Source organism: Schnuerera sp. xch1, from assembly GCF_019931165.1.
Classification (GTDB): domain Bacteria; phylum Bacillota; class Clostridia; order Tissierellales; family Tepidimicrobiaceae; genus JAIOUP01.
Genome location: NZ_JAIOUP010000004.1, coordinates 62,158 through 87,870, shown reverse-complemented (window position 1 = coordinate 87,870; position 25,713 = coordinate 62,158). Strand labels below are relative to the sequence as shown.

30 protein-coding genes are annotated in these 25,713 nt (G+C 31.7%); 27 read left to right on the top strand and 3 right to left on the bottom strand.

Annotated features, from left to right (window positions below):
• Nucleotides 1-18: 18 nt before the first annotated feature.
• From K8M07_RS05280 to K8M07_RS05255, 6 genes are all read left to right on the top strand, one after another.
• Nucleotides 19-612: a TetR/AcrR family transcriptional regulator gene (locus tag K8M07_RS05280; protein ID WP_223376854.1), complete on the top strand. Its 594-nt coding sequence runs from the start codon at nt 19-21 to the stop codon at nt 610-612.
• A 39-nt stretch (nt 613-651) separates the two neighbouring features.
• Nucleotides 652-993 (top strand): PEP/pyruvate-binding domain-containing protein, encoded by a 342-nt coding sequence (locus tag K8M07_RS05275; protein WP_223376853.1) that lies wholly within the window; start codon nt 652-654, stop codon nt 991-993.
• 34 nt (nt 994-1,027) lie between these two features.
• Complete coding sequence (locus tag K8M07_RS05270; RefSeq protein ID WP_411741954.1) at nt 1,028-1,258, top strand: PEP-utilizing enzyme; 231 nt, start codon at nt 1,028-1,030, stop codon at nt 1,256-1,258.
• Nucleotides 1,259-1,284: 26 nt separating this feature from the next.
• Complete coding sequence (locus tag K8M07_RS05265) at nt 1,285-1,548, top strand: hypothetical protein (RefSeq protein ID WP_223376851.1); 264 nt, start codon at nt 1,285-1,287, stop codon at nt 1,546-1,548.
• A complete protein-coding gene (locus K8M07_RS05260; protein ID WP_223376850.1) occupies nt 1,518-2,543 on the top strand; it encodes an MFS transporter in 1,026 nt (341 codons plus the stop codon). The genes K8M07_RS05265 and K8M07_RS05260 overlap by 31 nt, the downstream gene beginning before the upstream one ends.
• 328 nt (nt 2,544-2,871) lie before the next feature.
• A complete protein-coding gene (locus K8M07_RS05255) occupies nt 2,872-3,738 on the top strand; it encodes an AraC family transcriptional regulator (protein ID WP_223376849.1) in 867 nt (288 codons plus the stop codon).
• Between the two features lie 76 nt (nt 3,739-3,814).
• On the opposite strand, the gene K8M07_RS05250 is transcribed toward K8M07_RS05255, so the two are convergent.
• The 3 genes from K8M07_RS05250 to K8M07_RS05240 are packed head-to-tail and all read right to left on the bottom strand — an operon-like array spanning nt 3,815 to nt 7,615.
• Nucleotides 3,815-4,600 (bottom strand): ABC transporter ATP-binding protein, encoded by a 786-nt coding sequence (locus tag K8M07_RS05250; protein WP_223376848.1) that lies wholly within the window; start codon nt 4,598-4,600, stop codon nt 3,815-3,817.
• Between the two features lie 5 nt (nt 4,601-4,605).
• On the bottom strand, nt 4,606-6,642 hold the full coding sequence (locus tag K8M07_RS05245; protein WP_223376847.1) for an iron ABC transporter permease: 2,037 nt from the start codon (nt 6,640-6,642) through the stop codon (nt 4,606-4,608).
• A complete protein-coding gene (locus K8M07_RS05240) occupies nt 6,635-7,615 on the bottom strand; it encodes an ABC transporter substrate-binding protein (RefSeq protein WP_223376846.1) in 981 nt (326 codons plus the stop codon). The genes K8M07_RS05245 and K8M07_RS05240 overlap by 8 nt, the downstream gene beginning before the upstream one ends.
• A gap of 446 nt (nt 7,616-8,061) precedes the next feature.
• Between K8M07_RS05240 and K8M07_RS05235 the strand changes: the two genes are divergently transcribed.
• The 21 genes from K8M07_RS05235 to K8M07_RS05135 all read left to right on the top strand — a co-directional run bounded on the left by K8M07_RS05235 (nt 8,062) and on the right by K8M07_RS05135 (nt 25,622).
• Complete coding sequence (locus tag K8M07_RS05235; RefSeq protein WP_223376845.1) at nt 8,062-8,736, top strand: response regulator transcription factor; 675 nt, start codon at nt 8,062-8,064, stop codon at nt 8,734-8,736.
• Nucleotides 8,733-10,457 (top strand): sensor histidine kinase, encoded by a 1,725-nt coding sequence (locus K8M07_RS05230; RefSeq protein ID WP_223376844.1) that lies wholly within the window; start codon nt 8,733-8,735, stop codon nt 10,455-10,457. The genes K8M07_RS05235 and K8M07_RS05230 overlap by 4 nt, the downstream gene beginning before the upstream one ends.
• 164 nt (nt 10,458-10,621) lie before the next feature.
• Nucleotides 10,622-11,305 carry an N-acetylmuramoyl-L-alanine amidase gene (locus K8M07_RS05225; RefSeq protein ID WP_223376843.1) on the top strand — a complete coding sequence of 228 codons (684 nt, stop codon included), beginning with the start codon at nt 10,622-10,624 and terminating at the stop codon, nt 11,303-11,305.
• 167 nt (nt 11,306-11,472) lie between these two features.
• Complete coding sequence (locus tag K8M07_RS05220; RefSeq protein ID WP_223376842.1) at nt 11,473-11,754, top strand: hypothetical protein; 282 nt, start codon at nt 11,473-11,475, stop codon at nt 11,752-11,754.
• Between the two features lie 272 nt (nt 11,755-12,026).
• Complete coding sequence (locus K8M07_RS05215) at nt 12,027-12,170, top strand: CD1871A family CXXC motif-containing protein (protein WP_223376841.1); 144 nt, start codon at nt 12,027-12,029, stop codon at nt 12,168-12,170.
• Nucleotides 12,163-13,041: a 4Fe-4S binding protein gene (locus K8M07_RS05210; RefSeq protein ID WP_317845474.1), complete on the top strand. Its 879-nt coding sequence runs from the start codon at nt 12,163-12,165 to the stop codon at nt 13,039-13,041. Before K8M07_RS05215 ends, K8M07_RS05210 begins: the two co-directional genes overlap by 8 nt.
• 59 nt (nt 13,042-13,100) lie before the next feature.
• Complete coding sequence (locus K8M07_RS05205) at nt 13,101-13,709, top strand: TlpA family protein disulfide reductase (RefSeq protein WP_223376840.1); 609 nt, start codon at nt 13,101-13,103, stop codon at nt 13,707-13,709.
• 138 nt (nt 13,710-13,847) lie between these two features.
• Entirely contained in the window at nt 13,848-14,114 is a 267-nt protein-coding gene (locus K8M07_RS05200) for a hypothetical protein (protein ID WP_223376839.1), read from the top strand.
• A gap of 91 nt (nt 14,115-14,205) precedes the next feature.
• Nucleotides 14,206-14,424 carry a DHHW family protein gene (locus K8M07_RS12830; RefSeq protein ID WP_223376884.1) on the top strand — a complete coding sequence of 73 codons (219 nt, stop codon included), beginning with the start codon at nt 14,206-14,208 and terminating at the stop codon, nt 14,422-14,424.
• Between the two features lie 119 nt (nt 14,425-14,543).
• Nucleotides 14,544-15,302 carry a hypothetical protein gene (locus K8M07_RS05190; protein WP_223376838.1) on the top strand — a complete coding sequence of 253 codons (759 nt, stop codon included), beginning with the start codon at nt 14,544-14,546 and terminating at the stop codon, nt 15,300-15,302.
• 232 nt (nt 15,303-15,534) lie between these two features.
• On the top strand, nt 15,535-15,792 hold the full coding sequence (locus tag K8M07_RS05185; protein ID WP_223376837.1) for a hypothetical protein: 258 nt from the start codon (nt 15,535-15,537) through the stop codon (nt 15,790-15,792).
• Between the two features lie 433 nt (nt 15,793-16,225).
• Nucleotides 16,226-16,777 (top strand): helix-turn-helix domain-containing protein, encoded by a 552-nt coding sequence (locus K8M07_RS05180; protein WP_223376836.1) that lies wholly within the window; start codon nt 16,226-16,228, stop codon nt 16,775-16,777.
• A 626-nt stretch (nt 16,778-17,403) separates the two neighbouring features.
• Nucleotides 17,404-18,756, top strand: coding sequence for an aspartate aminotransferase family protein (locus K8M07_RS05175; RefSeq protein ID WP_223376835.1), 1,353 nt, complete (start codon nt 17,404-17,406; stop codon nt 18,754-18,756).
• Nucleotides 18,757-18,899: 143 nt separating this feature from the next.
• Nucleotides 18,900-20,087: a hypothetical protein gene (locus tag K8M07_RS05170; RefSeq protein ID WP_223376834.1), complete on the top strand. Its 1,188-nt coding sequence runs from the start codon at nt 18,900-18,902 to the stop codon at nt 20,085-20,087.
• Nucleotides 20,088-20,470: 383 nt separating this feature from the next.
• Entirely contained in the window at nt 20,471-20,911 is a 441-nt protein-coding gene (locus K8M07_RS05165) for a DUF6323 family protein (protein WP_223376833.1), read from the top strand.
• Nucleotides 20,898-22,262 (top strand): DUF6179 domain-containing protein, encoded by a 1,365-nt coding sequence (locus tag K8M07_RS05160; protein WP_223376832.1) that lies wholly within the window; start codon nt 20,898-20,900, stop codon nt 22,260-22,262. Before K8M07_RS05165 ends, K8M07_RS05160 begins: the two co-directional genes overlap by 14 nt.
• Nucleotides 22,262-22,402, top strand: coding sequence for a hypothetical protein (locus K8M07_RS05155; protein ID WP_223376831.1), 141 nt, complete (start codon nt 22,262-22,264; stop codon nt 22,400-22,402). Before K8M07_RS05160 ends, K8M07_RS05155 begins: the two co-directional genes overlap by 1 nt.
• A 377-nt stretch (nt 22,403-22,779) precedes the next feature.
• On the top strand, nt 22,780-23,973 hold the full coding sequence (gene pgsB / locus K8M07_RS05150) for a poly-gamma-glutamate synthase PgsB (protein ID WP_223376830.1): 1,194 nt from the start codon (nt 22,780-22,782) through the stop codon (nt 23,971-23,973).
• A gap of 64 nt (nt 23,974-24,037) precedes the next feature.
• Nucleotides 24,038-24,490, top strand: a complete 453-nt coding sequence (gene pgsC, locus K8M07_RS05145; protein ID WP_223376829.1) for a poly-gamma-glutamate biosynthesis protein PgsC — start codon at nt 24,038-24,040, stop codon at nt 24,488-24,490.
• 18 nt (nt 24,491-24,508) lie between these two features.
• Nucleotides 24,509-24,724, top strand: a complete 216-nt coding sequence (locus K8M07_RS05140; RefSeq protein WP_223376828.1) for a hypothetical protein — start codon at nt 24,509-24,511, stop codon at nt 24,722-24,724.
• 22 nt (nt 24,725-24,746) lie between these two features.
• Nucleotides 24,747-25,622 carry a poly-gamma-glutamate hydrolase family protein gene (locus tag K8M07_RS05135; protein WP_223376827.1) on the top strand — a complete coding sequence of 292 codons (876 nt, stop codon included), beginning with the start codon at nt 24,747-24,749 and terminating at the stop codon, nt 25,620-25,622.
• Nucleotides 25,623-25,713 lie beyond the last annotated feature (91 nt).

The following is a 25,713-nucleotide window of genomic DNA, read 5'->3' as shown; positions in this document are numbered from 1 at the left end:
TTGATTGGAGGTGTAATTATGCCAAAGGAAACATTCTATAACCTGAAGGATGAAAAGAAGCAACGGATATTTGAGGCGGCAGTTCATGAATTTTCATCACGCAAATTCAGCGAAGCGTCTCTTAATCAAATTGTAAAGGCTGCGAAGATATCGTGGGGTAGCTTTTATCAATATTTTGATGATAAAGAAGACATTTATCTCTATGTTTTAAAGGAAATATCAAGAGATAAATGGGCTGTTCTAAAACAAGCTGGCGTAGAGGATATGGATGCGGATTTTTTTGATACAATCCGAGAAAAAATAGTAGCCCTGTTTGAATTGGGAAAGCGCAATCCAGACTATGCACATATTGCTCTACTTCAAGAAATGGATGACAATGAATTTATTAGGAAGCTGCGTGGAGATTCGACTAAACGTTGGAAAGACATCATTGAACGTGATAAGCAGCGTGGCCTGATCAAACCTGAAATCGATGCGGATGTAATGATAGACATGTTTTACAATTTTGTTTTATTGAATTTTTACCGTGTCGGTCTAGATGAAAAGAAATATTTGGGCACGCTAGATAACGCCATCAAAATAATGCGAGAAGGAGTAAGTGCAAATAAATAATTGTTTAATAGAGCAATGTATTTTAAGGAGGTATAAAGAGTGGGAAAGTATATTATTGACTTAAAAGACAAAGAGGCGTGTAAACTGTCCATTTCAGGCAGGAAAGGAGCTAATCTTTCTAGATTGCACAGTATCCCAGATATTCCTGTACCGGATGGGTTTGTTGTTAGCGCGCAGGGTTATAGTGATTTAGTTTTATCTATACCAGAGGTAAAAGAATTACTGTCTCGCTTGACGGAGATTGTTGCAGATCAAACAGAAGCAATAACAAAATTAAGCAAAGAAATGAGACAGACAATCGGAAAAATTAGACTTCCTTTAGAGTTCAAGGAAGAAATTATTAAGGAACTATCTAAACATGGTGATTCCATTCCATATTAAAAATGGTTTTCCCCACGATAAGGTTACAATTGCCGTGGTTGTACAAAAAATAGTTGATTGCGAAGTATCTGGGGTTCTGTTTACCGCCCATCCAATGACTTCCGATCGTTTGACAGTGGTTATTGAAGCAGGAGGCATGATGTCCCATGGTGCAGTTATTACCCGTGAATATGGCATGCCCGCAGTTGTAGGTGTGGTGAACGCTACTAAGCTTATTAAAGATGGGCAAAGAATTCGTATAAATGGAACAGAAGGATATGTATAAATATTGGAATAGTAGAGGTGCTTCGAATGTGGAAAAGAGGTAAGAAAGCTTTAAATACAAATCTAATATTGTTATTGCTTGGAAGGATGGTTTCTGATACTGGAACCGGTCTCCAAATGGTGATTATACCTCTGTATATCATCGATATAGGTGGTTCAGCAGCTACTGTGGGACTGTTTTCATTTCTGGCCCTAATGCCATCGCTTCTAGTTTATCCCCTTGCTGGAGTGTTAGGAGATAGGTTAAACCGAAAAAAATCATGGTTACAACAGACTTCGCTAGTGCTATAGTAATACTTGCACTAGCTTTTACCTCCTATTTAGGTAAAATGAGTATTACTTTGCTGTTACTGCTCCAGGTCATAGTAGCTATACTGAATGGTCTGTTTGATCCGGCTACAAAAGGGATGCTTCCTCAATTGGTAGAACAGGATAAACTGACACAGGCCAATTCTGCTGTAGCCTCCCTTAGGACATTATCTGCTCTTATGGGACCTGTTATTGGTGCTGCTTTGTATGCAAAATTGGGGATTACGATACTATTTTTTATTAATAGTATATCATTTTTTCTATCAGCAAGCAGTGAGATGTTCATAGAGTATAAGCATTCTAGTCGAGAAGGTAGCAGAGGTATACAGGAAATAGTAATAGATTTGACTAAGAGCTTTAAATTCATTTTTGATAATAAGTTAATTCGTAAACTATGTGTTTTTTTCCTAATAATATACGCCTTGATTCAGCCGATATTTACTGTTGTGTTGCCTCTTTTCTTTAGAACTAAGCTCAATTATTCCGATACACAGTACGGTTATTTACAAATGGTAATTATATTGGGTGCCTTGTTTGGAAGTGTTTTGGTGGGCTTATTGTTTGGTAAAGATAAGAAGGTTACTAAGTCTCTTATGATTGGCTGTAATATGCTCATGGTTATGATGCTGGCATTTTCTGTGTTATTATTACCCTCTATCTTATCCCAACTGGGGGAAGATACACTTTTGTATTTTCTCTTGCTGTTAGGAGTTCTCTGTTTATTAAGTGTTTCTATCATGTTTATCCATGTTCCGGTACAGGCACTTATACAAAGGGAAACGCCGAACGAATATATGTCTCGAATATTCTCAATCGTTGGGATAATCACTAAGGGTGGTATTCCTCTCGGTGCATTAATGTATGGATTTATATTCGACAGTATTGAAATGCACCGGATAATATTTTTGGTTTCATTATTGATAATATTAATTTCAGTTGTGTGTTTAACCTCATTATTAAGATTATCTGATATTTAAACATAGATTCTTTTGTAGTTTTATCACTAATAGTTCGGTTGCTACATTGATTATGCGTTCAAGGTCTACCATTTTTTGGGCGTAAAGTTTTATCAATTCTTTTATCTAAATATCTCTGAAATAATGTATGAAGTTTAATAATTGTTTTAATGTTATATAATTAATTTATAAGTAGATTAAATAGAAAAAGTCTATAAAGTAGTTAACATATAATAAAGACAACTGATTCAAATTTATTATTTAACGATTCGATATTTTTTGTGTTAAGAAAGTCGAGCATCAATAAATTAGCTCTGTTATTATGTAGATATGAAAGGGAGGGGAGATGATGTTAAACCAATTAAATAATGTGATTGACTATATTGAAGACCATTTAACTGATGATGACCTATCACTTGAAGTAGTTTCTGAATATGCTGGGGTTCCTGACTATCACTTTAGAAAGATATTTTTTTATCTTTCAGGGTTGACCCTTAGTGAATACATCAAAACCAGAAAATTGTCGGAGGCAAATAAGGATTTATTAAATGGAGAAAAAGTGACGAATGTTGCTTTTAAATATGGTTATCAGTCAATGGATGGCTTTACTCGAGCTTTTAAAAAATGGAGTGGATTTTTACCATCAGATGTAATAAAAAAAGGCATAAGTAAATCATTTCCTAAGCTTTCATTCATAATAACTGTAAAGGGAGGAATCACTATGGAATTTAGAATTGAAGACAAACCAGCCTTTAATTTAGTAGGTGTTAGTAAGCGAGTTCCTATGCAATTTGAAGGTGTTAATAAGGAGATTGTAAAGCTTGCAGAAAGCATTACGGACGAACAAAAAGAAGAAATGCATTCTCTTCAAAATATTGAGCCTTATGAAATTGTCAACGCTTCTTATGAGGCTGATGCGAATTTCTTAAAAGAAGAGGGAGACTTAACTCACTTGATAGGTGTTTTAACTACTGAAAATCAGGTAAGCGATCTATTAGAAAAGGTGCCAGTAGAAGCTTGTACTTGGGCGATATTTCCAAATGAAGGACCATTTCCTTCTACACTACAGGAAACAATGGCAAAAATATATTCAGAATGGCTTCCTTCTTCCAATTATCAAGTAATCAATGCTCCTACTTTTTCTTTTACCAAAATGGATGAGCACAAAGAAGATTATGCATATAGTGAAGTTTGGATTCCCGTTCACAAGGGATAATAAGGAGTCAGGCTTGATTAATTCCATTAATTCAAGCCTGATTCTAATTCTATAGATTTTTGATTCAGTTTCCAAACTACACAGCTTTACTATAAGGAACACACATTGGAGTCTTATATATGGGATCATTAATGATTTCACATTCCAAATCTAAGATATCTCTGACAGTTTCTTTGGTAATAACTTCTTGTGGAGCCCCTTGTTTATAGATTTTTTTATCCTTGAGAGCTATAATATGATGTGCATATCGACAACTTAAGTTTAGATCATGTAAAACCATAACGATTGTTTTGCCTTCTTCTTTGTTTAGTTTACATAACAAATCTAGTACTTCTATTTGATAGGTAACATCTAAGTAAGTTGTAGGCTCGTCAAGTAGGATTATATCTGTTTCTTGAGCTAAAACCATGGCAATCCATGCTCTTTGGCGTTGTCCTCCGGACAAAGAATTTAGGTTTCTATCTGCAAAATTTTGCATGTTAGTAGATTTAAGCGCTTTTTTTACTATTTCATGATCTATATCACTTAATTTATTTTTCCAGCTTTGATATGGAAATCTCCCCATCTTCACTAATTCCCTTACAGTAAGACTTCCAGATACAACTGGAGTTTGGGGGAGTATTGCTAGCTCTTTTGCAATTTGTTTGTTTGAAACTTTTGACATGCTTCTTCCATTAAGAATGATATTACCACTAATAGGATTTAATAATCTTGCAAAAGAACGGAGCAATGTAGATTTACCACATCCGTTAGCTCCTATCAAAATGCTAATTTTATTGTTAGGAATTTTTACAGAAATATCATCTATGATTACAGTATTTTCATAGCCTAATATCAATTTTTCTGTTTGAATAGTTTTCATTAAAATCACCTCTTTATTTTTGATGTAGAATATAATAACCATAAAAAGTAAGGAGCACCAATGACTGATACTATTAGTCCTGAGGGAATTTCATTGGGGTATATAATTGTACTACCAATAAAGTTTGCTGAGAGCAACAGCAATCCTCCTAGAAGAGAAACTATAGGGAGACTTTTTCTATGTTTCACTCCTACTAAAAAACGTGCCATATGAGGTGCTAACAAACCAATAAAACCTACTGTTCCTACAGTGGATACAGCAACTGCAGAAAGAAATATTCCCACTACAGATGCAAGAATACGTATCCTTGTGACGTCACTACCAATTGCTGTAGCAACATCTTGTCCAAGCATAATAGCATCAAGGTCTTTACATAGCAACCAAGCTATAGGAAGCATAATGAGCATAGATACTAAAAGAGTAACTACGTTATTCCAAGTACTAGCATAAGTACTACCAGCTAACCAAACTAAAGAAGCGGATTTACCAACTGTAGTATTAATTATTATGATATTTACTCCAGCTTGGCAAAGAGCTGTTACAGCCATTCCTACTAGCACCAACATGGAAGGGTTGTATTTTGACTTTTTAGATATACCAAAAATTACGAAAGAAGCCAGTATTGCACCAATGAAGGCACTTATAGGTATCATTATATTAGACATTTTAGGTAAAAAATATATTGTAAATAATGCTCCTAAAGCAGACCCAGGAGTTACACCTAAAGTCGACGGGTCTGCTAATGTATTGTTGAGCACCGTTTGTAATAAAAAGCCACTTACTGCTAGAACTATTCCTGCTAAGAGAGCAGTAAGTACCCTAGGTAGTCGTACTTTATTAATAATCATATTAGAGATGCCATTCCCATTGCCCAGTATAGTTTCTATAATTTCTTTGATTGAGTATTCCTGCCCTCCATATCTGAGAGAAATAAAAAATACTATTAAAATACTAATCAATAATATACTTGTTAAGATAGAATAAGGTAATCTTTTTTTACTTACTTGAACTAATAAGCCATGAGGAGTTTTTTCTATGTGTTTCCCAGTTTTATATGCAAGATAGATTAACCAAGGGGCACCAATAATCGCTGTAAATGCTCCAACAGGGAGTTCATAGCTACCCTTTGTAAATAATCTGGATAACACATCTGCCCCTATTAAAATTACTGCACCCCATATAAAGGATAATATAAAGATGTGGATATGTTTTTTGAAACCAATTCTTTTCATTATGTGAGGGGCTACTAGTCCAACGAAACCAATAGGGCCAACTACAGCTATAACTGATGAAGTAGCTACTACTCCAATAGCAATTCCAATATATCTATACAAGTTAACTCTTAATCCTAAGGAAGTTGCTATATCATCTCCCAATTCTAATATATCGATTTTAGAAGCAATAACTAAACTAAAAAAGAGACATAGTGATACTATTGGGAAAGAAAAATTAATCCCACGCCAACTTGTTTGAACAAGGGAGCCTGATCCCCATAAAAATAGACCTTTTGTCTCATTTTCAAATAAAATTTGTAAAGCTGAAGTCATTGAAGAAAAAACTAAAGATAATGCTACACCTGCTAAGGTCATTTGAACTGGATTTGCTTTTCTGCCGCCTCCTAAATTCATGACAATAATAGCTGTTCCTAGTGCTCCTGCAAGTGCAGGGAAAAAAGGAATTACAGTGAAGTTAGGAAGAAAAATGGTAAAAAGGCTAACAGAAAAATATGCTCCAGCATTAATACCTAGAGTAGAAGCAGAAGCTAAGGGGTTTCTCATGATACTTTGAAATAAGGCTCCACTAATACCTAATGCTCCTCCAGCAATCATTCCAATGATTAATCTAGGCAATCTTAAATCTCTTATTACGTTGTGTTCTATTATATTTTTAGGATTAATCAAGGATTCTAAAATAACTTTTAGAGAAATTCCAACAGAACCTTGATTAATATGGATAAAAGATAGAATAAAAAGAGATAGAAGACCTCCTATTATCATTGTTAATAGGAGAAGTCTATACTTATTTTCAATTTTGCTACTCATTTTCAGTAACGACCTCCACAACAGTATCGATAAAATTTAAAGTTGATAAAGGACCAAAAGGAGATGCATTTGAACCTAAATAATGAATTCTATCATTGATATAGAATTCTAATCCATTTAATACATCTTCAGAAATAAGACCTTTGCTAAAAACATCCTCTCCTTTATCGGCTACTACAAAGAGAGTATGATCATCTAAACCTACTAAATTCTCTACGTTAATATTGGTTTGTCCATATAATTCAAATTTTTTTGGTTTATATATGTTGTTAAAACCTATCTTTTCTAAAATAGTTGTATGAATTGATGTATCTGTATATAGATACATGGATACGGTATCATCTGTAGAAAAATCAATTAGTTCAATATAATCAAAATCTATACTTGTTTCTTCTAATTTTTTATTTGCTTTTTCATATGCTGATTCTAAATCATTAATAACTTCTGTTGCCTTTTCTTCTAATCCTAAGGCTTTACCCATAATTTCTATGGAACTAATCATGTGATCGTATTCACCTGTAGGATATTCTTCGCCTGGATATGGAGTTAAAACGATAGTAGGTGCTATCTGACTTAACAGATTATAATCATACTCATAGTAATCTGCTGTAACTATTAAATCTGGTTTCAAAGCGGCAATATCTTCAAGGTTTGCATTACCTCTAGTTCCTAAATTTTCAACATTTTCATCTAATTTTACACTTCCAGAATTCATCCATGAATTATAACCAGGTATATCAGTCATACCAACAGGTTGTGCTCCTAATGCCAACATTTCCTCGCCATAAATCCATTCTAAAACTACCACTCTTTCAGCTGGTTTGTCTAAGACAGTTGTTCCTGCTGAATGCTCGATTGCAATACTGTTGCTTGTATCTTCTGTTTGATTTGAATTTTCAACCGCGTTTGGACTACAAGCAACTAAAGATAAAATAATAAGTAATAAAGCAAATATGGATATAAACTTTTTCATATATGTCTCTCCTCATAAACAATATTATGACAATGATAACCATTATCAATAGTAACAAATTATCACAAAACATGTTGCATGTCAACATGAAAAATTGACTTAGTCAAAATTAAAAAATTGACATAAATTTGACACAACTTTACCACAAATTTATGCTAAAATAACTAGTATTAAAGAATAAAATTAAAAAGAGTATTTTACAAAAGATGCCTGAGATAAGTTAACAGTATTAACTGGATTATAGACTTTGAGTCATATATAGGTTAAAACGTTTGAAAGATTGTATTTGTAGGGACACCAATGGAAATGTTACTATATTACCTATTGTTATAAATCAATAAATGTACTAAAATAAAAAGCATAGTTGTTTTTATGAAATTTATCTACTTCAGCCACTGATGAAATTTCTATTTAACAGTGGATTAAGGATAGATGGAGGTTAGATGATGAATACAATATTGGTTGTGGAAGATGAAGATATTTTGCGTGAAGTAATAATAGATTATTTGAATGAAGATGGATATCAGGTATTAGAGGCCGCAGATGGGGAAGAAGCTTTAGAGCTGTTTCAATCAAATTCTGTTGATTTAGTTATATTAGACATTGTTCTACCGAAGATTGATGGATGGTCAGTATGCCGTAGAATAAGAAAAAGTTCCAATATCCCTATAATTATCTTGACTGCACGTTCAGATGAGGATGACTCTCTCTTAGGATACGAGTTAGGAGCCGATGATTATCTGATCAAACCATATAGTCCCCGGGTTTTAATGGCAAAAGTGAAACGATTTCTTGAAAAATACTCGGATGCTATGGATGAAATGTTGATATCAGCAGGAGGTATTGTCATAAATATGGGGTCAAGACTTGTTTCTGTAGATGGCAATAAAGTTAATTTGACTCACACAGAATTTGAAATTCTAGCTTACTTAATGCAAAATAAAGGGATTGTGATTACCAGAGAACAGTTAATTGCTAAAATATGGGGTTATGATTTTTATGGTGATGCAAAGACAGTGAACAGTCATATAAGAAATCTGCGGGCTAAACTGGGAAATAAAGGCAGCTGCATTGTTACGGTTATCCGTTCTGGGTATAAATTTGAAGAGGAACAACTATGAAAAAAAGCATTGTTTTTAAATGGTTTATATTAACAGCTCTATTATTCTCTATAATGTTATTATTCATTGGAATTATGCAAAATTACTTTTTTGAAAAATATTATATAAGTGAGAAATCTGATGCTCTCAAAATGTATATGAATGAGTACTTAAGCTTGGCATCAAAAAAAGGAGCAGAAGAAGCGTCAGCTAAAATATATGAAAATAACCATATCTGGATTACAAAATTAGATGAATATGGGCGTATCTGGGATGTGGCAAATTACTATATCGAAGTAAAATTGAGAAATGAATCACAGGATAATTTACGAATACCTATGTACTCATTTGAAGGAAAATTTTCTTCTGATGTACTTTCTTCATTAAAGGTTGGAGATGAGGTGATTATAGATGCGATTAATGTAGGAGATGAAAGTATACCTTATCAAATACAAACTAAATCAGCGGGAGTTATAAATTTAAACATTGCAAACAGGTTGCATGGTCCTGATGCTGATGAAGATTATAGTCGCTTTAGAACCAGTCTATATAGGGGAACGATAACGAAAACTGTATTTCCAGAACAAAAGTCGTATATTTCATTTCCTTATAATGAGAGTTATTTTTTGGAACAGATAAAGGAATTCCAAGTTAGTTTATTAGCTGATAATGGGAAACCGATTAAACGTACAAAAGAACTTAGTGTAACAAAAAATTTTGTGGACTATAAGATAATTATTAAACCTGTCGTTGAAGATGGGATAACGCGATATATTTTTGCTATGACCTCTTTGCAACCGGTAGATGAAGCAATATCGACTATACGTCAATTCTATCCTTATTTTTTTGGAGTCACCTTACTTTGTGTCATAATTTTGGCATTTATTTTTTCTAGGTGGCTAGCAAAACCGCTGATATCCATCAACAAGATAACAGGGAAAATAGCAAATATGGATTTTACTGAAAAACTACCAGTGCATTCTATTGATGAAATTGGTCAACTATCTCAAAATATCAATTATTTATCTAGTCAGATGGAAATGTATATTGGTAAGCTTAAGCAGGACCTAGATAAAGAGAGAAAGCTGGAAAACACACGGAAAGAATTTATTGCAGGGGTATCTCATGAGTTGAAAACGCCTCTTGCTATCATGAAGAGCTGTCTATCGATTTTAAAGGATGGAATCGCACCTGAAAAAAGAGAACATTATATTCAGGCAATGGAAAATGAGATACAGAGGATGGACTTACTGGTTGTTAATATGCTGGATCTGGCTAAGTTTGAATCTGGCACCTATAAGCCTGAAATGGCTCCTTTTGGAATAGATAAGGCTATTATTGAAGTATGTAGATCGTTGGCTGAACAAATACGGGAGAAAGAGCTCATTCTTACATTAAGACTATGTTCTCAAATGGTGGTAGGACATAAAGGGCTAATCAGCCGTGTTATTGTTAATTTTCTAAGCAATGCAATTCGACATACAGAAAAAGGACATGAAATAGTGATTGCTATGAGATGCAATGAAAAAACAGTGGAAGTCAGTGTAGAAAACCAGGGCAACCCGATATCAGAGGAAGACAAAGAAAAAATATGGGACCAATTCTACCGTGTTGAGGCACGGACATCTAAAGCAGGTACAGGTATTGGACTTTCCATATCTAAGGAAATACTTAAGCTGCATAATTCAAATTATGGTGTAGAAAATACGAAAAATGGCGTTCGCTTTTTCTTTACATTGTGAGTAGAGTCATGAATCATTAATTATATTTTATGAGGAAAGTAAAAATAATACCCAACCTTTATCTCATCTGCACTTCATCTGCATATTGTAGTTGTAATATTTATATATCGAGCAAAGGAAAGTGGTATTCTTAAAAAAATTAATATGTCAAAGGAGATTTAAGTATGAACAAAAGAGTAAAAAGAAGAGTGAGATTTATTGGAATTGTTTCATTATTGATATTAATATTTTTAACATGGAATAACAATATACAAGGTGATACTAATAAACAAGATGATGATAAGGGTTTAGACACAACAGAAGAAACATTTAAAGTAGTAATTGATCCAGGTCATGGTGGAAAAGATGTTGGGGCAACAGGGACAAGCAGTTTATATGAAAAGGACTTCACTTTAAGTTTGTCAAAGAAAGTAAATGAAATATTGGAAAAAGAAGAAAAGATTGAAGTTTATATGACCAGGGAAGATGATACTTTTATTTCAACTGAAGATAAGTATAGGGCAAAATTTGCAAATGAATTAGATGCAGATCTATACATTTCAATTCATGGAAATACATTTGAATCTCCAAATGTATCTGGTACAGAGTCATATTATTATCATGAGAAGTTTAAATCCTTTGCAGAAATTATGCATAAAAATGTAGTTAGTTCAACAGGTTTTAACGATCGAGGTGTTAGAAAGAAAGATTTATTTGTAGTGAGGTATACAGATATGCCATCAGTTTTGTTGGAAATTGGATATCTAACTAATCCTCAAGAAGAACAGATAATGCTTAATGATGAGTTTCAATATTCAGTTGCAGAATCTATATGTGATGGAGTTAAAGAATATTTAGAAATAGAATAATACAAATAAACTTTTTATGAGCAAAAAAAGCTATGAAATATACTTCATGGCTTTTATTTTGTCAAAAGTAGAACAAAAACAATATCCAAACTTTACCTCATCTGCACCTAATTTGCACTTCGTTACTGTAATATATACGTATCAAATAAAGAAAAGAGGTATTGTATATGAAAAAATTAATGATTAGTTTACTAATTGGTATTCTTATCATAGGTAGTATGACTGCCTGCCAGAATACAACTGCAAAAAATGATGTTAAAGCTGATTTTGAAAACAGTGTATTTATAGGAGATTCTATTACTGAAGGCTTTGTTTTTAATGAAATCCTGCCAAGGGAATCTGTAATAGCTGGAGCTGGAAGTACAGCTGGCTTTATTTATGATGATATCGATATTCTGTCCGAGAAAAATCCTGATAATGTCTTTATCACGTTAGATCGAATAACTTAAGAGAAATATATTTAGCGATAAATAAAAGTAATTGAGAAATTACTTTCAAAAGATATTGATTAAATAAAAGTAAATAAGTTATAATTGAGTTCAAAACAATGACGTCCTTTCTAGTAGATAATTAGTGTCTTGAGAAACTCAATTATAACACAAAAGGAGGTCATTTGTATTTTTATCTTAAAAAACATTGTAACCCTTGATAAATAAAGACAAATTTTAAAAACTAGTGTAAATAACTTTACACTAACAGTCTGATACAGGGAGGTATATTAATGAACCTGACACAAAATAAGTTGAGATGCGGAATACTTTTGTTAAGCATTGTTTTTGTAGTAGCAGGAGTGTATTTGGGTGAAGTACATACTATATTAAATAAGGCAACTAATATATGTTTGGAGTGTATAGGTATTGGATAGAAAAGTAAATAAAAGGATGGTATTCCAAATAATTTCTGCTATAATTACAAATTCTTATCTTAAGGGGTTTCTTAAAGGAAATATCTATAGAGGAAAACTAAAGAATATTTGTGTCCCAGGGCTTAACTGCTATTCGTGTCCTGGTGCTATTGGTTCTTGTCCCATTGGTTCATTACAAGCTGTAGCAGGAACAGTAGGTTATGGAGTTTCATTATACACCATTGGTTTTATTTCATTAATAGGCGTATTGTTTGGGAGGCTTACATGTGGTTTTGTATGTCCTTTTGGATTATTTCAAGATATTGTTTACAAGATACCTATAGGGAAGATTACAATTAATAGGAAAGTGGATAGAATTCTTAGGTCTACTAAATACTTGATTTTGGCTATACCAGTAATATTACTTCCAATTTTACTAGTTGGTCAACTTGGAATAAGTATTCCGTATTTTTGTAAATATATTTGTCCTGCAGGGACTTTGGAAGGTGGTATTCCATTAGTATTGTTGAATGAGCCGCTGAGGCAGACCATAGGATTTTTGTTTACATGGAAAATGATAATTCTAGGCATAGTTGTGATAAGCTCGATATTGATTTATAGACCATTTTGTAAATATATCTGCCCTTTGGGTGCGTTTTATTCTTTTTTTAATAAAATTAGTTTTTATAAGTATGAGATTGATAAAAGTAAATGTATAGATTGTAATATATGTTCAAAGAGCTGCAAAATGCATATTGAGCCCAATAGAAATCCAAATCATCGAGAATGTATTAGATGCGGAGAATGTGTCAAAGTTTGTTCTAAAAAGGCGATAAAAAAGGGTTTCATCTTTAGAATATTTTCGATGCGAGAAAGGAAATACAAAATTTGAGAAATAAGCAAACTAAGAGCAGCGAAAACTAAATTTATCAAAGTATAGGAGTGTAAAATGTGAAGAGAAAATTATTAGCGATCATGCTTTTATTAATATTAATGATATCGGTCTCAGCCTGTGGAAAAGCTGTGCCCGAAAATAAAGATAATAGGTCTGATACTGAAATACGAATGCAAGAAGAGTATGATAAGAAGGCAAAGGGAAAACTAAAGGATGTTAAAAAGATAAGCTTTAACACTACAGATTTAAAAGGAAATGAAATAAGCAGTGATATATTTAAAGAGAACAAAATTACAATGATAAATGTTTGGTCAACCTCCTGCAAGCCATGTATAAATGAGATGCCGGAAATTCAAGAACTTAGCGAGGAACTAAAGGATAAAGACGTGAACATCATAGGAATTGTAGGCGATACAATAGATGCTGATTTTAAAGAGGATAAGCAAAACATAGCCCTTGCAAATAAAATTATAGATGCACAACATATAAGTTATACAAACTTGATTAACAATGAGATGCTTGCTAAAGATATACCAGTGATCGCGTATCCAACAACTTTAATTGTTGATAATGCAGGAAATAGTATAGGTGAAATAATCATAGGAGTTAAGACAAAAGAGGAGTATAAGCAGATCATTTTAGATGCGCTTTCAAATGGAGAGTAATAGAACGATACAGCCATGAGAGATTCTTTATGGCTGTTTTTTTGCTAAAAATCACATTAAACAATATCCAAACTTTACCTCATCTGCACTTCGTTACTGTAATATATACGTATCAAATAAAGAAAAGAGGTATTGTATATGAAAAAATTAATGATTAGTTTACTAATTGGTATTCTTATCATAGGTAGTATGACTGCCTGCCAGAATACAACTGCAAAAAATGATGTTAAAGCTGATTTTGAAAACAGTGTATTTATAGGAGATTCTATTACTGAAGGCTTTGTTTTTAATGAAATCCTGCCAAGGGAATCTGTAATAGCTGGAGCTGGAAGTACAGCTGGCTTTATTTATGATGATATCGATATTCTGTCCGACTACAACCCATTTATATATTTTAGATTTTAACCTTGAGGATTGATATGCGAATAAATAACAAAAAAACTGTACTATTTTGCAGAATATAGTTTCCGTGTTCCCATTTTTATTTATAATTGCTATGCTTATTTTGCATTTTACCATACCCGATAAAACCTTTTCGAAAGAGGAACAACGTTATTTAGCACAATGGCCTGATTTTCATATTGAAGATGTATTAAGTGGTAGTTATGAGACTAAAATCGAATCATATTTTTCAGATCAGTTTCCCTTTCGAAACTTTTGGGTTAATATTTATGAAGTATTAATAAAATATAGTTTATGGGTCAGGCTTGAATAATTCCCTAAATTCAAGTCTGATTCTATTTTTTCGCATATTGGTTTTTTTGTATGATATATTACACTGTGGTATAATCATTGCAGGAATTATAAAATTTGTATTTAGAAAAGGGGAATAAGATGAAGAATAATAGAGGGAAGGTATTAAAAGTACTTGTAGGGGTAATAGTTACAGCACTTATTGGAGGCATACTATTTTTTATCAACGCTTTTGCTGGCAACCCAATATCTGAAATGATTGCAAATAAGGCTATAGAGAAATACGTGGATGAAAATTATCCTTCTTTAGACCTTGAAATAGAAAAAGCAAACTATAATTTTAAAACTGGAGCATATATGGCAAGAGCCAAATCCAAAACAAGTATTGATACTAAATTTCCTATATATTATCGTAAAGGCGAGATTCGGGATGATTATGAAAGCTACGTATTAGGAAAGTTTAATACATGGCAAAGGCTTTCAGATGAATACTCAGTTATTGCAAAGGATATTATTGCAAAAGAACTTGGATATGAAGACAATACTACAATAGTAATATATAAAAAGGATGAGCTGACTAATGATGTTTTAGAGCTTGATATGGAATTTGACAGATCATTGCCTTTAGATTCAGAGGTTTTAATTCGGGTTGATTTAAGAGATAGAACCTTAGAAGGAATTGCAAAGATCTTAACTGATGCATATAAGGCATTCGTAGACAATGACTGTAATTTTAGCGAATATAGCTTATCTAGTGAAGTGGATAGCACGTATGTAAGTGTACATGGAGTGACTCCTAACGATATTGAAAGTGGCGAACTTATAAGTCTCCTTGAAGAGGCTAAAAATAACGGCGACGTTGAAGGAATTAGTGTTACTATTAAAGAGAAAAACAACTGAGGATTCAGGCTTAAACAATTCCATATATCAATAATGGTATTTATAATTAACCAATCATCAGCAATTATGTCAGGAGTTGCAATAAGATTCAAGTAATATATTATAATCTAGTAAGAGCTCTACCTTTTTAGTAGTAATTCATTATATGCTAATATTTATTTATTATTAAGCATAGAATTAAATGAATCCATAAGCTGAGGGATTTATAAATTATACTATGAGGAGGTTTCTAATGCATGATACTTATTTATTGAATAAGATATCTCAGTCATTAAATGAAATTTGTGAGAAGAACTATATTAAGCGGATTGATAAATTTACATTAGTAGTGAGTTTTCAAAACGATATTGATGAAGTGAATTTGCAAAAGTATTTAGAGGTTAATAGCAAAGATATCTTTGGAGATGAATTAGAAATAAAAATTGAACGAGATGATATTGAAGATCAAACTGCAATAATTCATAGTATCCAGGGTGAGACTTTGTTATAGGGATATTTTTAGAGTACCATTGCACCATCATTGGCATTGCTTAGTATATAGAATATAATTGTTTTTATACAGGGGACGGATAACACAGTAAAACCGTTCTCTTGTTTTATTTTATTATGAAATATCAACTTTTATTTTTATCAATAATGCCAATATTGAATCTTTCAGTACGGATGTAAACACTATAAAATCAATAGCTTTATGTCTTTAATTTTATAATATAATTGATATAATATAGATATGATAGTTTTGAGTAAATACATATATAATGTTGCAAGGAGAATTCGGCAATAGTGAAAACTAAGTATTGTCTTTCTTATGTAAAATATATAAGGCATTAAAGGGATTAATAAAAGCAATATCTGTCCTTTAAACGAGGGAAAGTCAAGTCTGTGGAGAGTAGTTCACTATTAAATCCTTAAGGAGGTTTTTTATGTTAGGTTACAAGATTAGGAAAATACGTCAAAATAAAGGGTACACTTTAAATCAGTTGTCTGATAAAACACAATTAACTGCTAGTTATATATCACAGCTGGAAAGAGAAATTATAGAACCTTCCCTTTCCTCATTAAGAAAGATTGCCGAATCTTTAGAAGTACCTATATATACTTTTTTAGCTGATGAAAACAAGGAACATGTCCTTATTACTGCAGATAAAAGAAAAAAATTAGATTTACCTAATAGCAGTATAATTTATGAATTTGTTTCACCTATGGCTTCTGATAAAAGGACAAATCCTAAGATGGAAATTATATATTTTCAATTGGATTCAAAAAGCTGGAGCAGTGATGATTATCTTACCCATGCTGCCGATGAGTGTATATTCGTGATAGAAGGGGAAATTGAAGTTTTTCTAGGGGAAAGTAAATATGAGCTTAAAAAGGGAGATAGTATTTACATTCATGAAAACGTTCCACATAAATTTTATAATTCTAGTACTGAAAAAGCTATAGGTATAAGTAATATATCTCCTCCAATATATTAATTAATTTACCATTAAATAAATATCATTTTAAATATTTCTTGATAAAGGATAAGTAAGCGTAAAAAAGTCTTATTTATTAAAAGTGAAGATGCTATGACAAACTAAACTGATTTTGACATGGTAATAATTTATTTCTAAGCTAAAATACTATTGGATTTATATTCAAAAATATGCGAAAAAATATGGTAACCTTAAATAAATTAAAAAAGATAATCTGTTGTAAAACAGATTATCTTTTTTAATTTATTTAAGTATCTTTAATTCCAACATTATACGTTGTTAATATATACTTAATATGTTATTAATATAGACTTAGATAAATATCACTAGTTTAAATTATATTTACTTTTTAACTATTTTCATTTACTACTTTCCTTATATAATAATAGTTTCAAAAAACCTCGATTAATCTGTATACTAAGCAATTTAAGGTGTTCCCTTATATAAAAACGGCAGCATTATTCTATTTAAAATAAATATATACTTAATAATTATAATGAATACTTAATTTCCTCCTAGCATATAGATTAAGTAATACTACAATTAATTAATAAATAATTAATTAAGTTATAATTAAAATATTTTTTAACATAACTTAAATTTCACTTATTAAAGGAGGAGGTTTTATGACAGTAAAAATAGATAACTGTATTGACATAGTAAAGGAAGATGACAAAGTTATTTGTCCATCTGCTAGAGTTCCATATTATCCATTAGTTGTAAAACGTGGAAGGGGTGCGATTATTGAAGATGTAGATGGAAATAATTATATTGACTTGTTGTCTAGTGCTGCAGCGCTAAATACTGGACATACCCATCCAAAGGTTGTTGACGCTATTATAAAACAAGCTAAAGAATTTATTCACTATACTCCAGCTTATATGTATCATGAGTCTTTGGTTAAATTGGCTAAAGAACTCATTGATATTACTCCTGGACATTTCAACAAAAAAGTAGCTTTTGGCCTTTCGGGTTCAGATGCCAATGATGGCGTAATTAAACTTGCTAGAGCTTATACAGGTAGAAGTAAGATTATTACTTATATTCAATCATATCATGGTTCAACCTATGGGGCTATCTCAATGTCAGCATTAAGTTTAAATATGCGTAGAAAGATAGGACCATTGGTACCCGACATACATCACATTCCATATCCTGATTGTTATCGTTGTCTATTTGATAAAAATGAAGAAATCTGTGATTTAGAATGCTTAAAACTTTTAGAAAATGATTTTAAACATTATATACCAATAGAGGAAGTTGCTGCAATCGTAATTGAGCCTATAGCAGGAGATGCAGGTCTTGTAATTCCACCTAAAAAGTATATTGATAAGTTATATTCCTTATGTAAAGAATATCAAATTCTATTCGTAAGCGAAGAGGTACAACAAGGTTTTGGTAGAACTGGAAAATGGTTTGGAATTAATCATTTTGATATTGAACCTGACATTGTGGTTATGGCTAAATCAATAGCTTCAGGAATGCCCATGAGTGCTATAGTTGCAAAGGAAGAAATTATGCAATCGATGGGAGCACCTGCTCATTTATTTACAATGGGAGGTAATCCTATAGCTTGTAGAGCAGCTTTAGCTACTATTGAAGTTATAAAGGAAGAAAATCTAATAAATCATTCTAAAGAATTAGGAGAATATGTAAAGGAACGCTTTAATGAGATGAAGGATAAGTATTCTCTTATAGGAGATGTTCGTGGCCTTGGATTATCTATTGGAGTTGATTTAGTTAAAGATAGAGATACTAAGGAAAAAGCTCAAAATGCAGCAGCAAAAATTTGTTATCGTTGCTGGGAGAAGGGAGTATTGCTTACTTTCTTTAGCAATAGTGTTCTTAGGATTCAACCTCCTCTTGTTATAAATAAAGAACAGATAGATAAGGCGTTAAATATTATTGAAGAATCTATTAATGAATATATTAATGGCCATATTCCCGATGAAGTGCTAGAGATAGCTAAAGGCTGGTAACTATGGTTCTTGGTGTGAGTACTAAACTTACAATCTCTATCAGATTTTGAGAGATTAGACTTGCTAAATTTCTTTGAGCAAACAATAGAAGTTCTTTGTAACGGGAATTAGTGCAATTTATTTTATTTTTAGGGGGAATTATAATGACGAGTAAAGATAAAAAGGGATTTTATGATGGTGTATTTGGGCGATATATACTTCCAGGGGTTATATTACAATCTGTTCTTATAGGTGGAGGATATGCAACTGGAAGTGAAGTCGTAGCCTACGGTGGTAAATTTGGTGCTATGGGATGGCTTGGTGGTTTAGGTATTTTTATAGGTTTTACAGTATTAGCTATTTTGACATTTGAATTAGCTAGATTATTCAAAGTGTATGATTATAAATTACTAGTGCAGCAATTTATAGGTAAATTTTACATATTATATGATGTTTTATATATACTCTTAGCCATATTAATTATAGCTATAATGGCTTCTGCTACTGGAGAAATTGTTAAAAGTACAATGGGGCTTCCATATTGGATTGGTGTTACGGGGGTTATAATTATAGTTGGTATTTTAAACTTTTATGGTGGCTGGTTAATTGAAAGGTTTGAAACATATGGAACCATAGCTTTATATATTGGCTATATAATATTTGGTATACTAGTTTTATCAAGTACCTGGGGTAATGTACAACGGGTTTTTATGACTAGTGATGTTAGTTATGTTTCAGAAACATCAGTATCTATAGGGGCTGTATTATGGAGTGGTATTTTATATGTGGGTTATAATTTAGCAGTATATCCTGCTACTTTATTTACACTGAAGAGACAAACTAAAAGAAAGGAAACTATTTGTGCTGCAATTATAGCAGGATTATTGATGACAATACCATGGTTTATAACCTATTTTTCGCTGATGGGATTTTATCCCTCCAAGGAAATTATAGGTGCACCAGTTCCTTGGCTTGTAATGTTACAGGGGATGGGAAGACCATGGATAATTATTTTATTTGGTATTGTAGTTGGCTGGACGTTAATCGAAACATCAACAGGGATGATTCATGCTTTAGTAGAAAGGATTAATTCGGGATTAAAGGAAATGAGAAAAGAAATACTTACTCGTAAACAGAACGCCATACTTACAGTAGTTGTTTTAATTACGGCTACCTTTCTATCGAAAATTGGCATAATTGACTTGGTTTCCAAAGGATATACAATTATGGCATATGGAATGATTGCTGTATATGCATTGCCTCTTTTAACTATTGGATTGTATAGAATAATAAATCCTGAATGGAAAAAAGATTTTTGGAACAAGACTAGGAAATACGAAAATGTTGAATGATAGATTGATTTAAAATATAGTTTACAAAAAATAATAAAAATATTAGGAGAGCTATGTTATCAGGGATATGCTAACATAGCTCTTTTTTAATTTAGTATTCAATTTGTTCCCAGATTGTAGGGTAATAACTCAACAGTTAAGACTATAATCTTAGCTAATTTTTTATTTATCAAAGATATTTGATTTTAATATTTTTTAATGCTATAATAGGAGTTATGACAATATTAAAAATATAGTAAAATCCACCTATTATATCATAATATATTTCAAAATAAAAGTCAATAGTTTTTAAAAAATTTTAGAATTTATTTTTATTCTGGAGGTGATCATTATTGTCATTTGAAATTATGAATATGTTTTCTTCAGTGATATAAAAACAAGCGGTGGAGGAAATTGAAAAATGTAATGATTTTACCGCTAAGTTTGGATTAATTCTATCCCGCTTGGATGCTATTAAGCTAGTTGAAACACGAGCCTTATTACTGAAGAATAATGAACGAATTGAATTCGGTGGTGGTGTAATTGATAAGATAATTAAAGAATTTTGTGATTCCCCTTATATATCGATGTATAACTATGTGAAAACACTTCACGAGCTTATCGAAATGTTTTATTTCTATAAAAATGAGACTCTTGATATGATAAGCGATGATGATTTAATAAAGTTCATGAAACATAGTTTTGATGGCAAATGTCAGGGATCACTTGAGTTGCTTTCAGGGCGAGAACTTGCTAATATGGCTCGTAATATACGATTTGGATATGCCCCAGATTATTCGGAGGATACAGGATATGAAGAGGAGGGCGAATATGGCGAATATTGAAAAACGGCATATCATTGATAGTCAAAATTTAAGCCGGGAATTTTATTTTAATTCTATTTTACAGGAAGCGTATAACTGTGAACTTTTAGATGATTATGACATAGAAAAAATTCAGATGGAATGTATGAGACTCTTATCATGTAAAAGTAAAAGATATAATTTTGGCCAAAGCAGTTCTATAAGAGTCGAGACTGCTAAAAGCATTATGAAATCTAATCTATATACAATTGGATTATATTTAAAGTCATTACAAGATGCAGATTATGCAGTGAAAGAACTCAAAAATATAGGGATTTTTGAATTATATGAAAGGGGCAGAAAACTTGTTAGTACAAAACTTCATACTGCAAAACATATCTATAAATTAGTCCAAAAAAATAGAATAGCTACTATGAACTATACTTACAACGCAACTCTCGGCGAAAATGGTATAGAAATTTTTTTTAAGTCCTATGATCCTGATTATGAAGCTCATGAGTTTCCAGCATCTATTGATTATCAGTTATGTAATCCAGTTACTGATTTGGTAGGAGTCGAGTTTATTCAAAAGTATCTAGAGAACTTATATCTTGAAAATAAATTTTGTAAGAATTTCGCTGCGGAGGATATTCACCATTTGCTTTACGGATATAATAAAGGATATAAAGATCTGTTGATTAATATATTTGAACATGTACTGCTGGGAGCACTAGGCTGTTCACTTGTAAATTGTAACATTATTAAATTGAATATTACAGAAAAGGATATTCGATATTTGAGTGATAAATTGCTTAAATATGATGATAATGAAATTGCTTTGAAAGTCTATAAGGCAATAAAGAGAATACTAAAAGAGTTGAATATTATAAATCCTTCTCTAAGAGATTATATCAAAAAAAGTTTGCCAAAGATTATATCAAATATTATAAATGGAGTTCGGACGGATAATCTTGGCAAAGTGTTTGCACGTTCAATTAATCAAGAATTAAAACCTAAAATTTATTTTTTATCTGATATAAAGATGGATGATAAGGATTACAGAAAATTAATTGATGAATTGCTTGTATGTAGATATTCATCTGATAAGCTTGCACTTATAAAAGAAAAAGTAAAGTCCTTTGGTGATCTCGAAGATGTACTATTTGATGCACAATTGACTACAGAAGAGATTATTTCTGTCTTTAAAAATCTTGAAGATATCGAAATGGCTGCAATGATTGAAAGACATCCGTTTAATTCGGATGGTCAAGCTGTAGATTTATCAGAAACAGAAGAGCTGTTACAGTTTTGCTTAAAAAGATACGTTGATCAACTTCCAAAAGATAAGCAAGAAGAGATTTTTGAGAAGGTCGATCATCTTATGGATGATTGATGTGTGTAAGTGCTATGCCGGTAGCAATTTTGCTTTTTGGTCCATTAGCTGATGTTGTATCGGTAGAGACAATATTGATTGTATCTGGAGTGCTTTTGGCATTAGTAGGAGAAAGGTTAAAGTTATGGGGCCAAGCTTGAATGATTTTCTTATTCAACCGGAGTAATCCGTGAAAATAGGAGAAAGATTAGGATAGTAAATAACAAATGGAAAATTGTAATACTCGAAGGTATATTCCCTTAAACTTTAAAGTTTAAGGGAATTTTTATTTGCAGAATTTACTTAATGTGTAAAGTTAAGACTTTTAATGTCTGTAAAAATTGTTAATATTTCAATAATAAATTTTAATATTTTGTTAATATAGTTCTAATATTTACCATATATACTTAGATAAGACTAATTTTATAGGACTATTTCTTAGAGCTTATTAAGAGTTTAGAAGACTTAAAATTAGGACAAGCCTATTATTTAAAGGCTTTAGGATGTAATTAATACCACAAGGGAAGGAGTTGATAATTTGTTTTATCACCAATTGCTTACTATAGGTGCAATTATTTTTGTTTTTATTTTAGGTGTTTATGAGCAAATAAAACATAATAAAATGCTAAAGCTTATCGAGCTTAGAATTAATGTAAATGGCACAAGAGGTAAGTCAACTGCAACAAGATTAATTACTGGGATCTTGAAAGAAGCGGGGATTAAGGTTGTTGGGAAAACAACAGGAACTAGTGCAAGAATTATTTATTGGGATAAAGAAGAAGAAGAACCAATTGAAAGAGGACGTTTGGGTCCAAATATTATAGAACAAAAATCTGTAGTTAAAAAAGTGGCTAAGCTAGGGGCTTCTGCATTTGTAACAGAATGCATGGCTGTGAATCCCGATTATCAAATTACGTTTCAAGAAAAACTTGTCAAAGCAAATATAGGTGTTATTGTTAATGTTCGTGAAGACCATATGGATTTATGTGGTCCGACTAAGGATTTTATTGCAGAGTCTTTTACTGCTACCATTCCTAAAAATGGAACTCTTGTTGTTTCTGATAGTGAGTATAATGATTATTTTGCTGAAGAAGCAAGGAAAAGAAATTGCGAAATAATTATTGCAAAGGAAAAAGATGTTCCAGATGGTTATTTAGAAAAATTTAGCTATATAACTTTTCATGAAAATGTTGCTATTGCGTTAGCTGTTGCTAAAGCATTGAATATTGATAAGGATATTGCATTAAGAGGAATGTTAAAAGCTAACCCAGACGTTGGGGCATTGATAGTACATACATTAAACAATGAGAAACCAGCTTATTTTGTGAATGGATTTGCTGCCAATGACCCAAGTTCAACACTAATGATTTGGAATCATATAACTGCTATTGGATATCCAACGAAGAATTCTATGATAATTGTAAATTGTAGACCTGATAGGGTTGATAGAACATTACAAATTGCTGAAGATGTGTTACCAAATATGGATATTGATGTTCTTGTGGCAATGGGACAATCAGTTAAACCAATTACTGAAGGAGTTAATGCTGAAAGAATATCTACACAAGAATATATAAATGCTGAAGGTTTATCTCCGTATGAGGTTTATGAAATGATTAAGGATTATTTTAGTGACAGAACAATTTTTGGTATTGGAAATATTCACGGCGGTGGGGAAGAATTAGCTGATCTAATAATCCATGAAGAATCAAAGTTGGAAAAAGCATCATAGTACCTTTAGAAATGTTAAAAGTTGAAATAAAAATCTATGAAAATATTATAAGGAGGTAAGCAGGTTGTTACTCACAGACATAAGCATAATAATTATATTAGGAGTAATATTTAGTTTGTTATTTACAGAAATTACAGGAGTTTTGCCTGCTGGTTTAGTTGTACCAGGATATTTAACTTTACTTATGAAATTCCCACAGGCTATATTAACAACCTTTATTATTAGTATTTTAACATATTTAATAGTATTTTTTGGAATAGGTAAAGTTACAATTTTATATGGCAAAAGGAAGTTTACAGCCATGATAGTAGTAGCAATAATGTTAGAGTTTATTATGAATACATTCTTACCAGTTGATTATGTTTACATCACTGGACTGGCTTCAGTTGGTATTATAGTGCCTGGATTAATAGCCAATTCAATTCAGCGTCAAGGTCTTCCTGCAACATTTTTAAGTACTAGCTTGATGGTTGCAATAACCTATGGGTGCGCAACATTATTAAATATTACAATATAGGAAGGGAGGGATAATAAAATGAACACTTTTCTAAGTATGCTAATTAAAAGTAAATATAGTCCATCTTTTTATAAAGAAGACAGTCACAACGATGCACTCGAGGTTTTTAATGCATTAACATTAAAAGAAAAATGTCAATATCTTATTAAAATAAGCAAAAGGAATACCAGCCATCAATCACTCGTATTGTTAGGGTTAACTTTATTAGCTTTTACTGTTGATTATCTATATTAAATTATTTAAAGGAGGAATAAAAATGACTAAGAAACATCTTAAAGTTTTAGCTTTTGTCCTATTATTTACTTTAGGGATTGGTGCAAGCGGATATGCTTTAACAGAAGGTTATACCAGTTTTGCTGATTTATCTGCAGTTGAAGAGGCTGGACAAGACTATTCAATTAAGACTAATGATGTTGGAAGCGATACAACCATTTTAGCTATTCATGGAGGCGGTATTGAGAGAGGTACTTCAGAGATTGTAGAAGCATTAGGTGGACATGGTAAGTATAATACTTATTTATTTGAAGGAAATAAACCATCTAATAACTGGAGTCTCTTTATAAAGGCTATCAATTTTGATGAGCCATCAGCTGTTAATTTAGTTAAGAAATCAGCTGACACTGTTTCTGTTATAGGAGCTGCAGACAATGATGAAATAACATATGTTGGTGGACAGAATAAAATACTAGCAGAATTAATTAAATTGCATCTTACTAATAAGGGATATGCTGTAAAGAATTTAAGTATTCCTGACCGTATTGCTGGTGTTATGAACAGTAATATTGTAAATAAGAATAAATTGTTTAAAGATAGTTATCAAATGGGTGGTGTTCAGATAGCTGTTTCAAAAGGACTAAGAGATAAGCTTGTAGCTAATTCAAGTGAATTAAATAATTACTCTTATTCCATCCATGAAGCGTTAAATAATAGTTGGCCAATAGTAATGTCTCAATTGGAGAAAATGGCTGATTCTGATGGATTTGCTAAGTCAAATGGTATTATGGGATTCTTAAACAAGTTTAATCCTACAAAGCCTAATTTTGATAAGAAAGTAGATAAGATATTAGAAAAGGATGCGAAAACACCTGATGAATTAATTAAAAATGTTGAACATACATCAATAGAAGATTAAGCTGAATGATGAGCTTCTATAGATAAGAAGTTGACAAGCTTTTCTTTAGCTCATCAACTTTACTCATAAGACTATGATTTTATATGCTTCA

What these genes read in the sequence shown, in the direction of transcription:
- K8M07_RS05235 (WP_223376845.1), top strand. Translation starts at nt 8,062, where the DNA reads ATGAATACAATATTGGTTGTGGAAGATGAAGATATTTTGCGTGAAGTA.
- K8M07_RS05250 (WP_223376848.1), bottom strand. Translation starts at nt 4,600, where the DNA reads ATGAAAACTATTCAAACAGAAAAATTGATATTAGGCTATGAAAATACT.
- K8M07_RS05220 (WP_223376842.1), top strand. Translation starts at nt 11,473, where the DNA reads ATGAAAAAATTAATGATTAGTTTACTAATTGGTATTCTTATCATAGGT.
- K8M07_RS05255 (WP_223376849.1), top strand. Translation starts at nt 2,872, where the DNA reads ATGTTAAACCAATTAAATAATGTGATTGACTATATTGAAGACCATTTA.
- K8M07_RS05265 (WP_223376851.1), top strand. Translation starts at nt 1,285, where the DNA reads ATGTGGAAAAGAGGTAAGAAAGCTTTAAATACAAATCTAATATTGTTA.
- K8M07_RS05180 (WP_223376836.1), top strand. Translation starts at nt 16,226, where the DNA reads ATGTTAGGTTACAAGATTAGGAAAATACGTCAAAATAAAGGGTACACT.
- K8M07_RS05215 (WP_223376841.1), top strand. Translation starts at nt 12,027, where the DNA reads ATGAACCTGACACAAAATAAGTTGAGATGCGGAATACTTTTGTTAAGC.
- K8M07_RS05190 (WP_223376838.1), top strand. Translation starts at nt 14,544, where the DNA reads ATGAAGAATAATAGAGGGAAGGTATTAAAAGTACTTGTAGGGGTAATA.
- K8M07_RS05155 (WP_223376831.1), top strand. Translation starts at nt 22,262, where the DNA reads ATGTGTGTAAGTGCTATGCCGGTAGCAATTTTGCTTTTTGGTCCATTA.
- K8M07_RS05135 (WP_223376827.1), top strand. Translation starts at nt 24,747, where the DNA reads ATGACTAAGAAACATCTTAAAGTTTTAGCTTTTGTCCTATTATTTACT.
- K8M07_RS05225 (WP_223376843.1), top strand. Translation starts at nt 10,622, where the DNA reads ATGAACAAAAGAGTAAAAAGAAGAGTGAGATTTATTGGAATTGTTTCA.
- K8M07_RS05185 (WP_223376837.1), top strand. Translation starts at nt 15,535, where the DNA reads ATGCATGATACTTATTTATTGAATAAGATATCTCAGTCATTAAATGAA.
- K8M07_RS12830 (WP_223376884.1), top strand. Translation starts at nt 14,206, where the DNA reads ATGCTTATTTTGCATTTTACCATACCCGATAAAACCTTTTCGAAAGAG.
- K8M07_RS05240 (WP_223376846.1), bottom strand. Translation starts at nt 7,615, where the DNA reads ATGAAAAAGTTTATATCCATATTTGCTTTATTACTTATTATTTTATCT.
- K8M07_RS05245 (WP_223376847.1), bottom strand. Translation starts at nt 6,642, where the DNA reads ATGAGTAGCAAAATTGAAAATAAGTATAGACTTCTCCTATTAACAATG.
- K8M07_RS05160 (WP_223376832.1), top strand. Translation starts at nt 20,898, where the DNA reads ATGGCGAATATTGAAAAACGGCATATCATTGATAGTCAAAATTTAAGC.
- K8M07_RS05175 (WP_223376835.1), top strand. Translation starts at nt 17,404, where the DNA reads ATGACAGTAAAAATAGATAACTGTATTGACATAGTAAAGGAAGATGAC.
- K8M07_RS05200 (WP_223376839.1), top strand. Translation starts at nt 13,848, where the DNA reads ATGAAAAAATTAATGATTAGTTTACTAATTGGTATTCTTATCATAGGT.
- K8M07_RS05170 (WP_223376834.1), top strand. Translation starts at nt 18,900, where the DNA reads ATGACGAGTAAAGATAAAAAGGGATTTTATGATGGTGTATTTGGGCGA.
- K8M07_RS05280 (WP_223376854.1), top strand. Translation starts at nt 19, where the DNA reads ATGCCAAAGGAAACATTCTATAACCTGAAGGATGAAAAGAAGCAACGG.
- K8M07_RS05260 (WP_223376850.1), top strand. Translation starts at nt 1,518, where the DNA reads ATGGTTACAACAGACTTCGCTAGTGCTATAGTAATACTTGCACTAGCT.
- K8M07_RS05230 (WP_223376844.1), top strand. Translation starts at nt 8,733, where the DNA reads ATGAAAAAAAGCATTGTTTTTAAATGGTTTATATTAACAGCTCTATTA.
- K8M07_RS05140 (WP_223376828.1), top strand. Translation starts at nt 24,509, where the DNA reads ATGAACACTTTTCTAAGTATGCTAATTAAAAGTAAATATAGTCCATCT.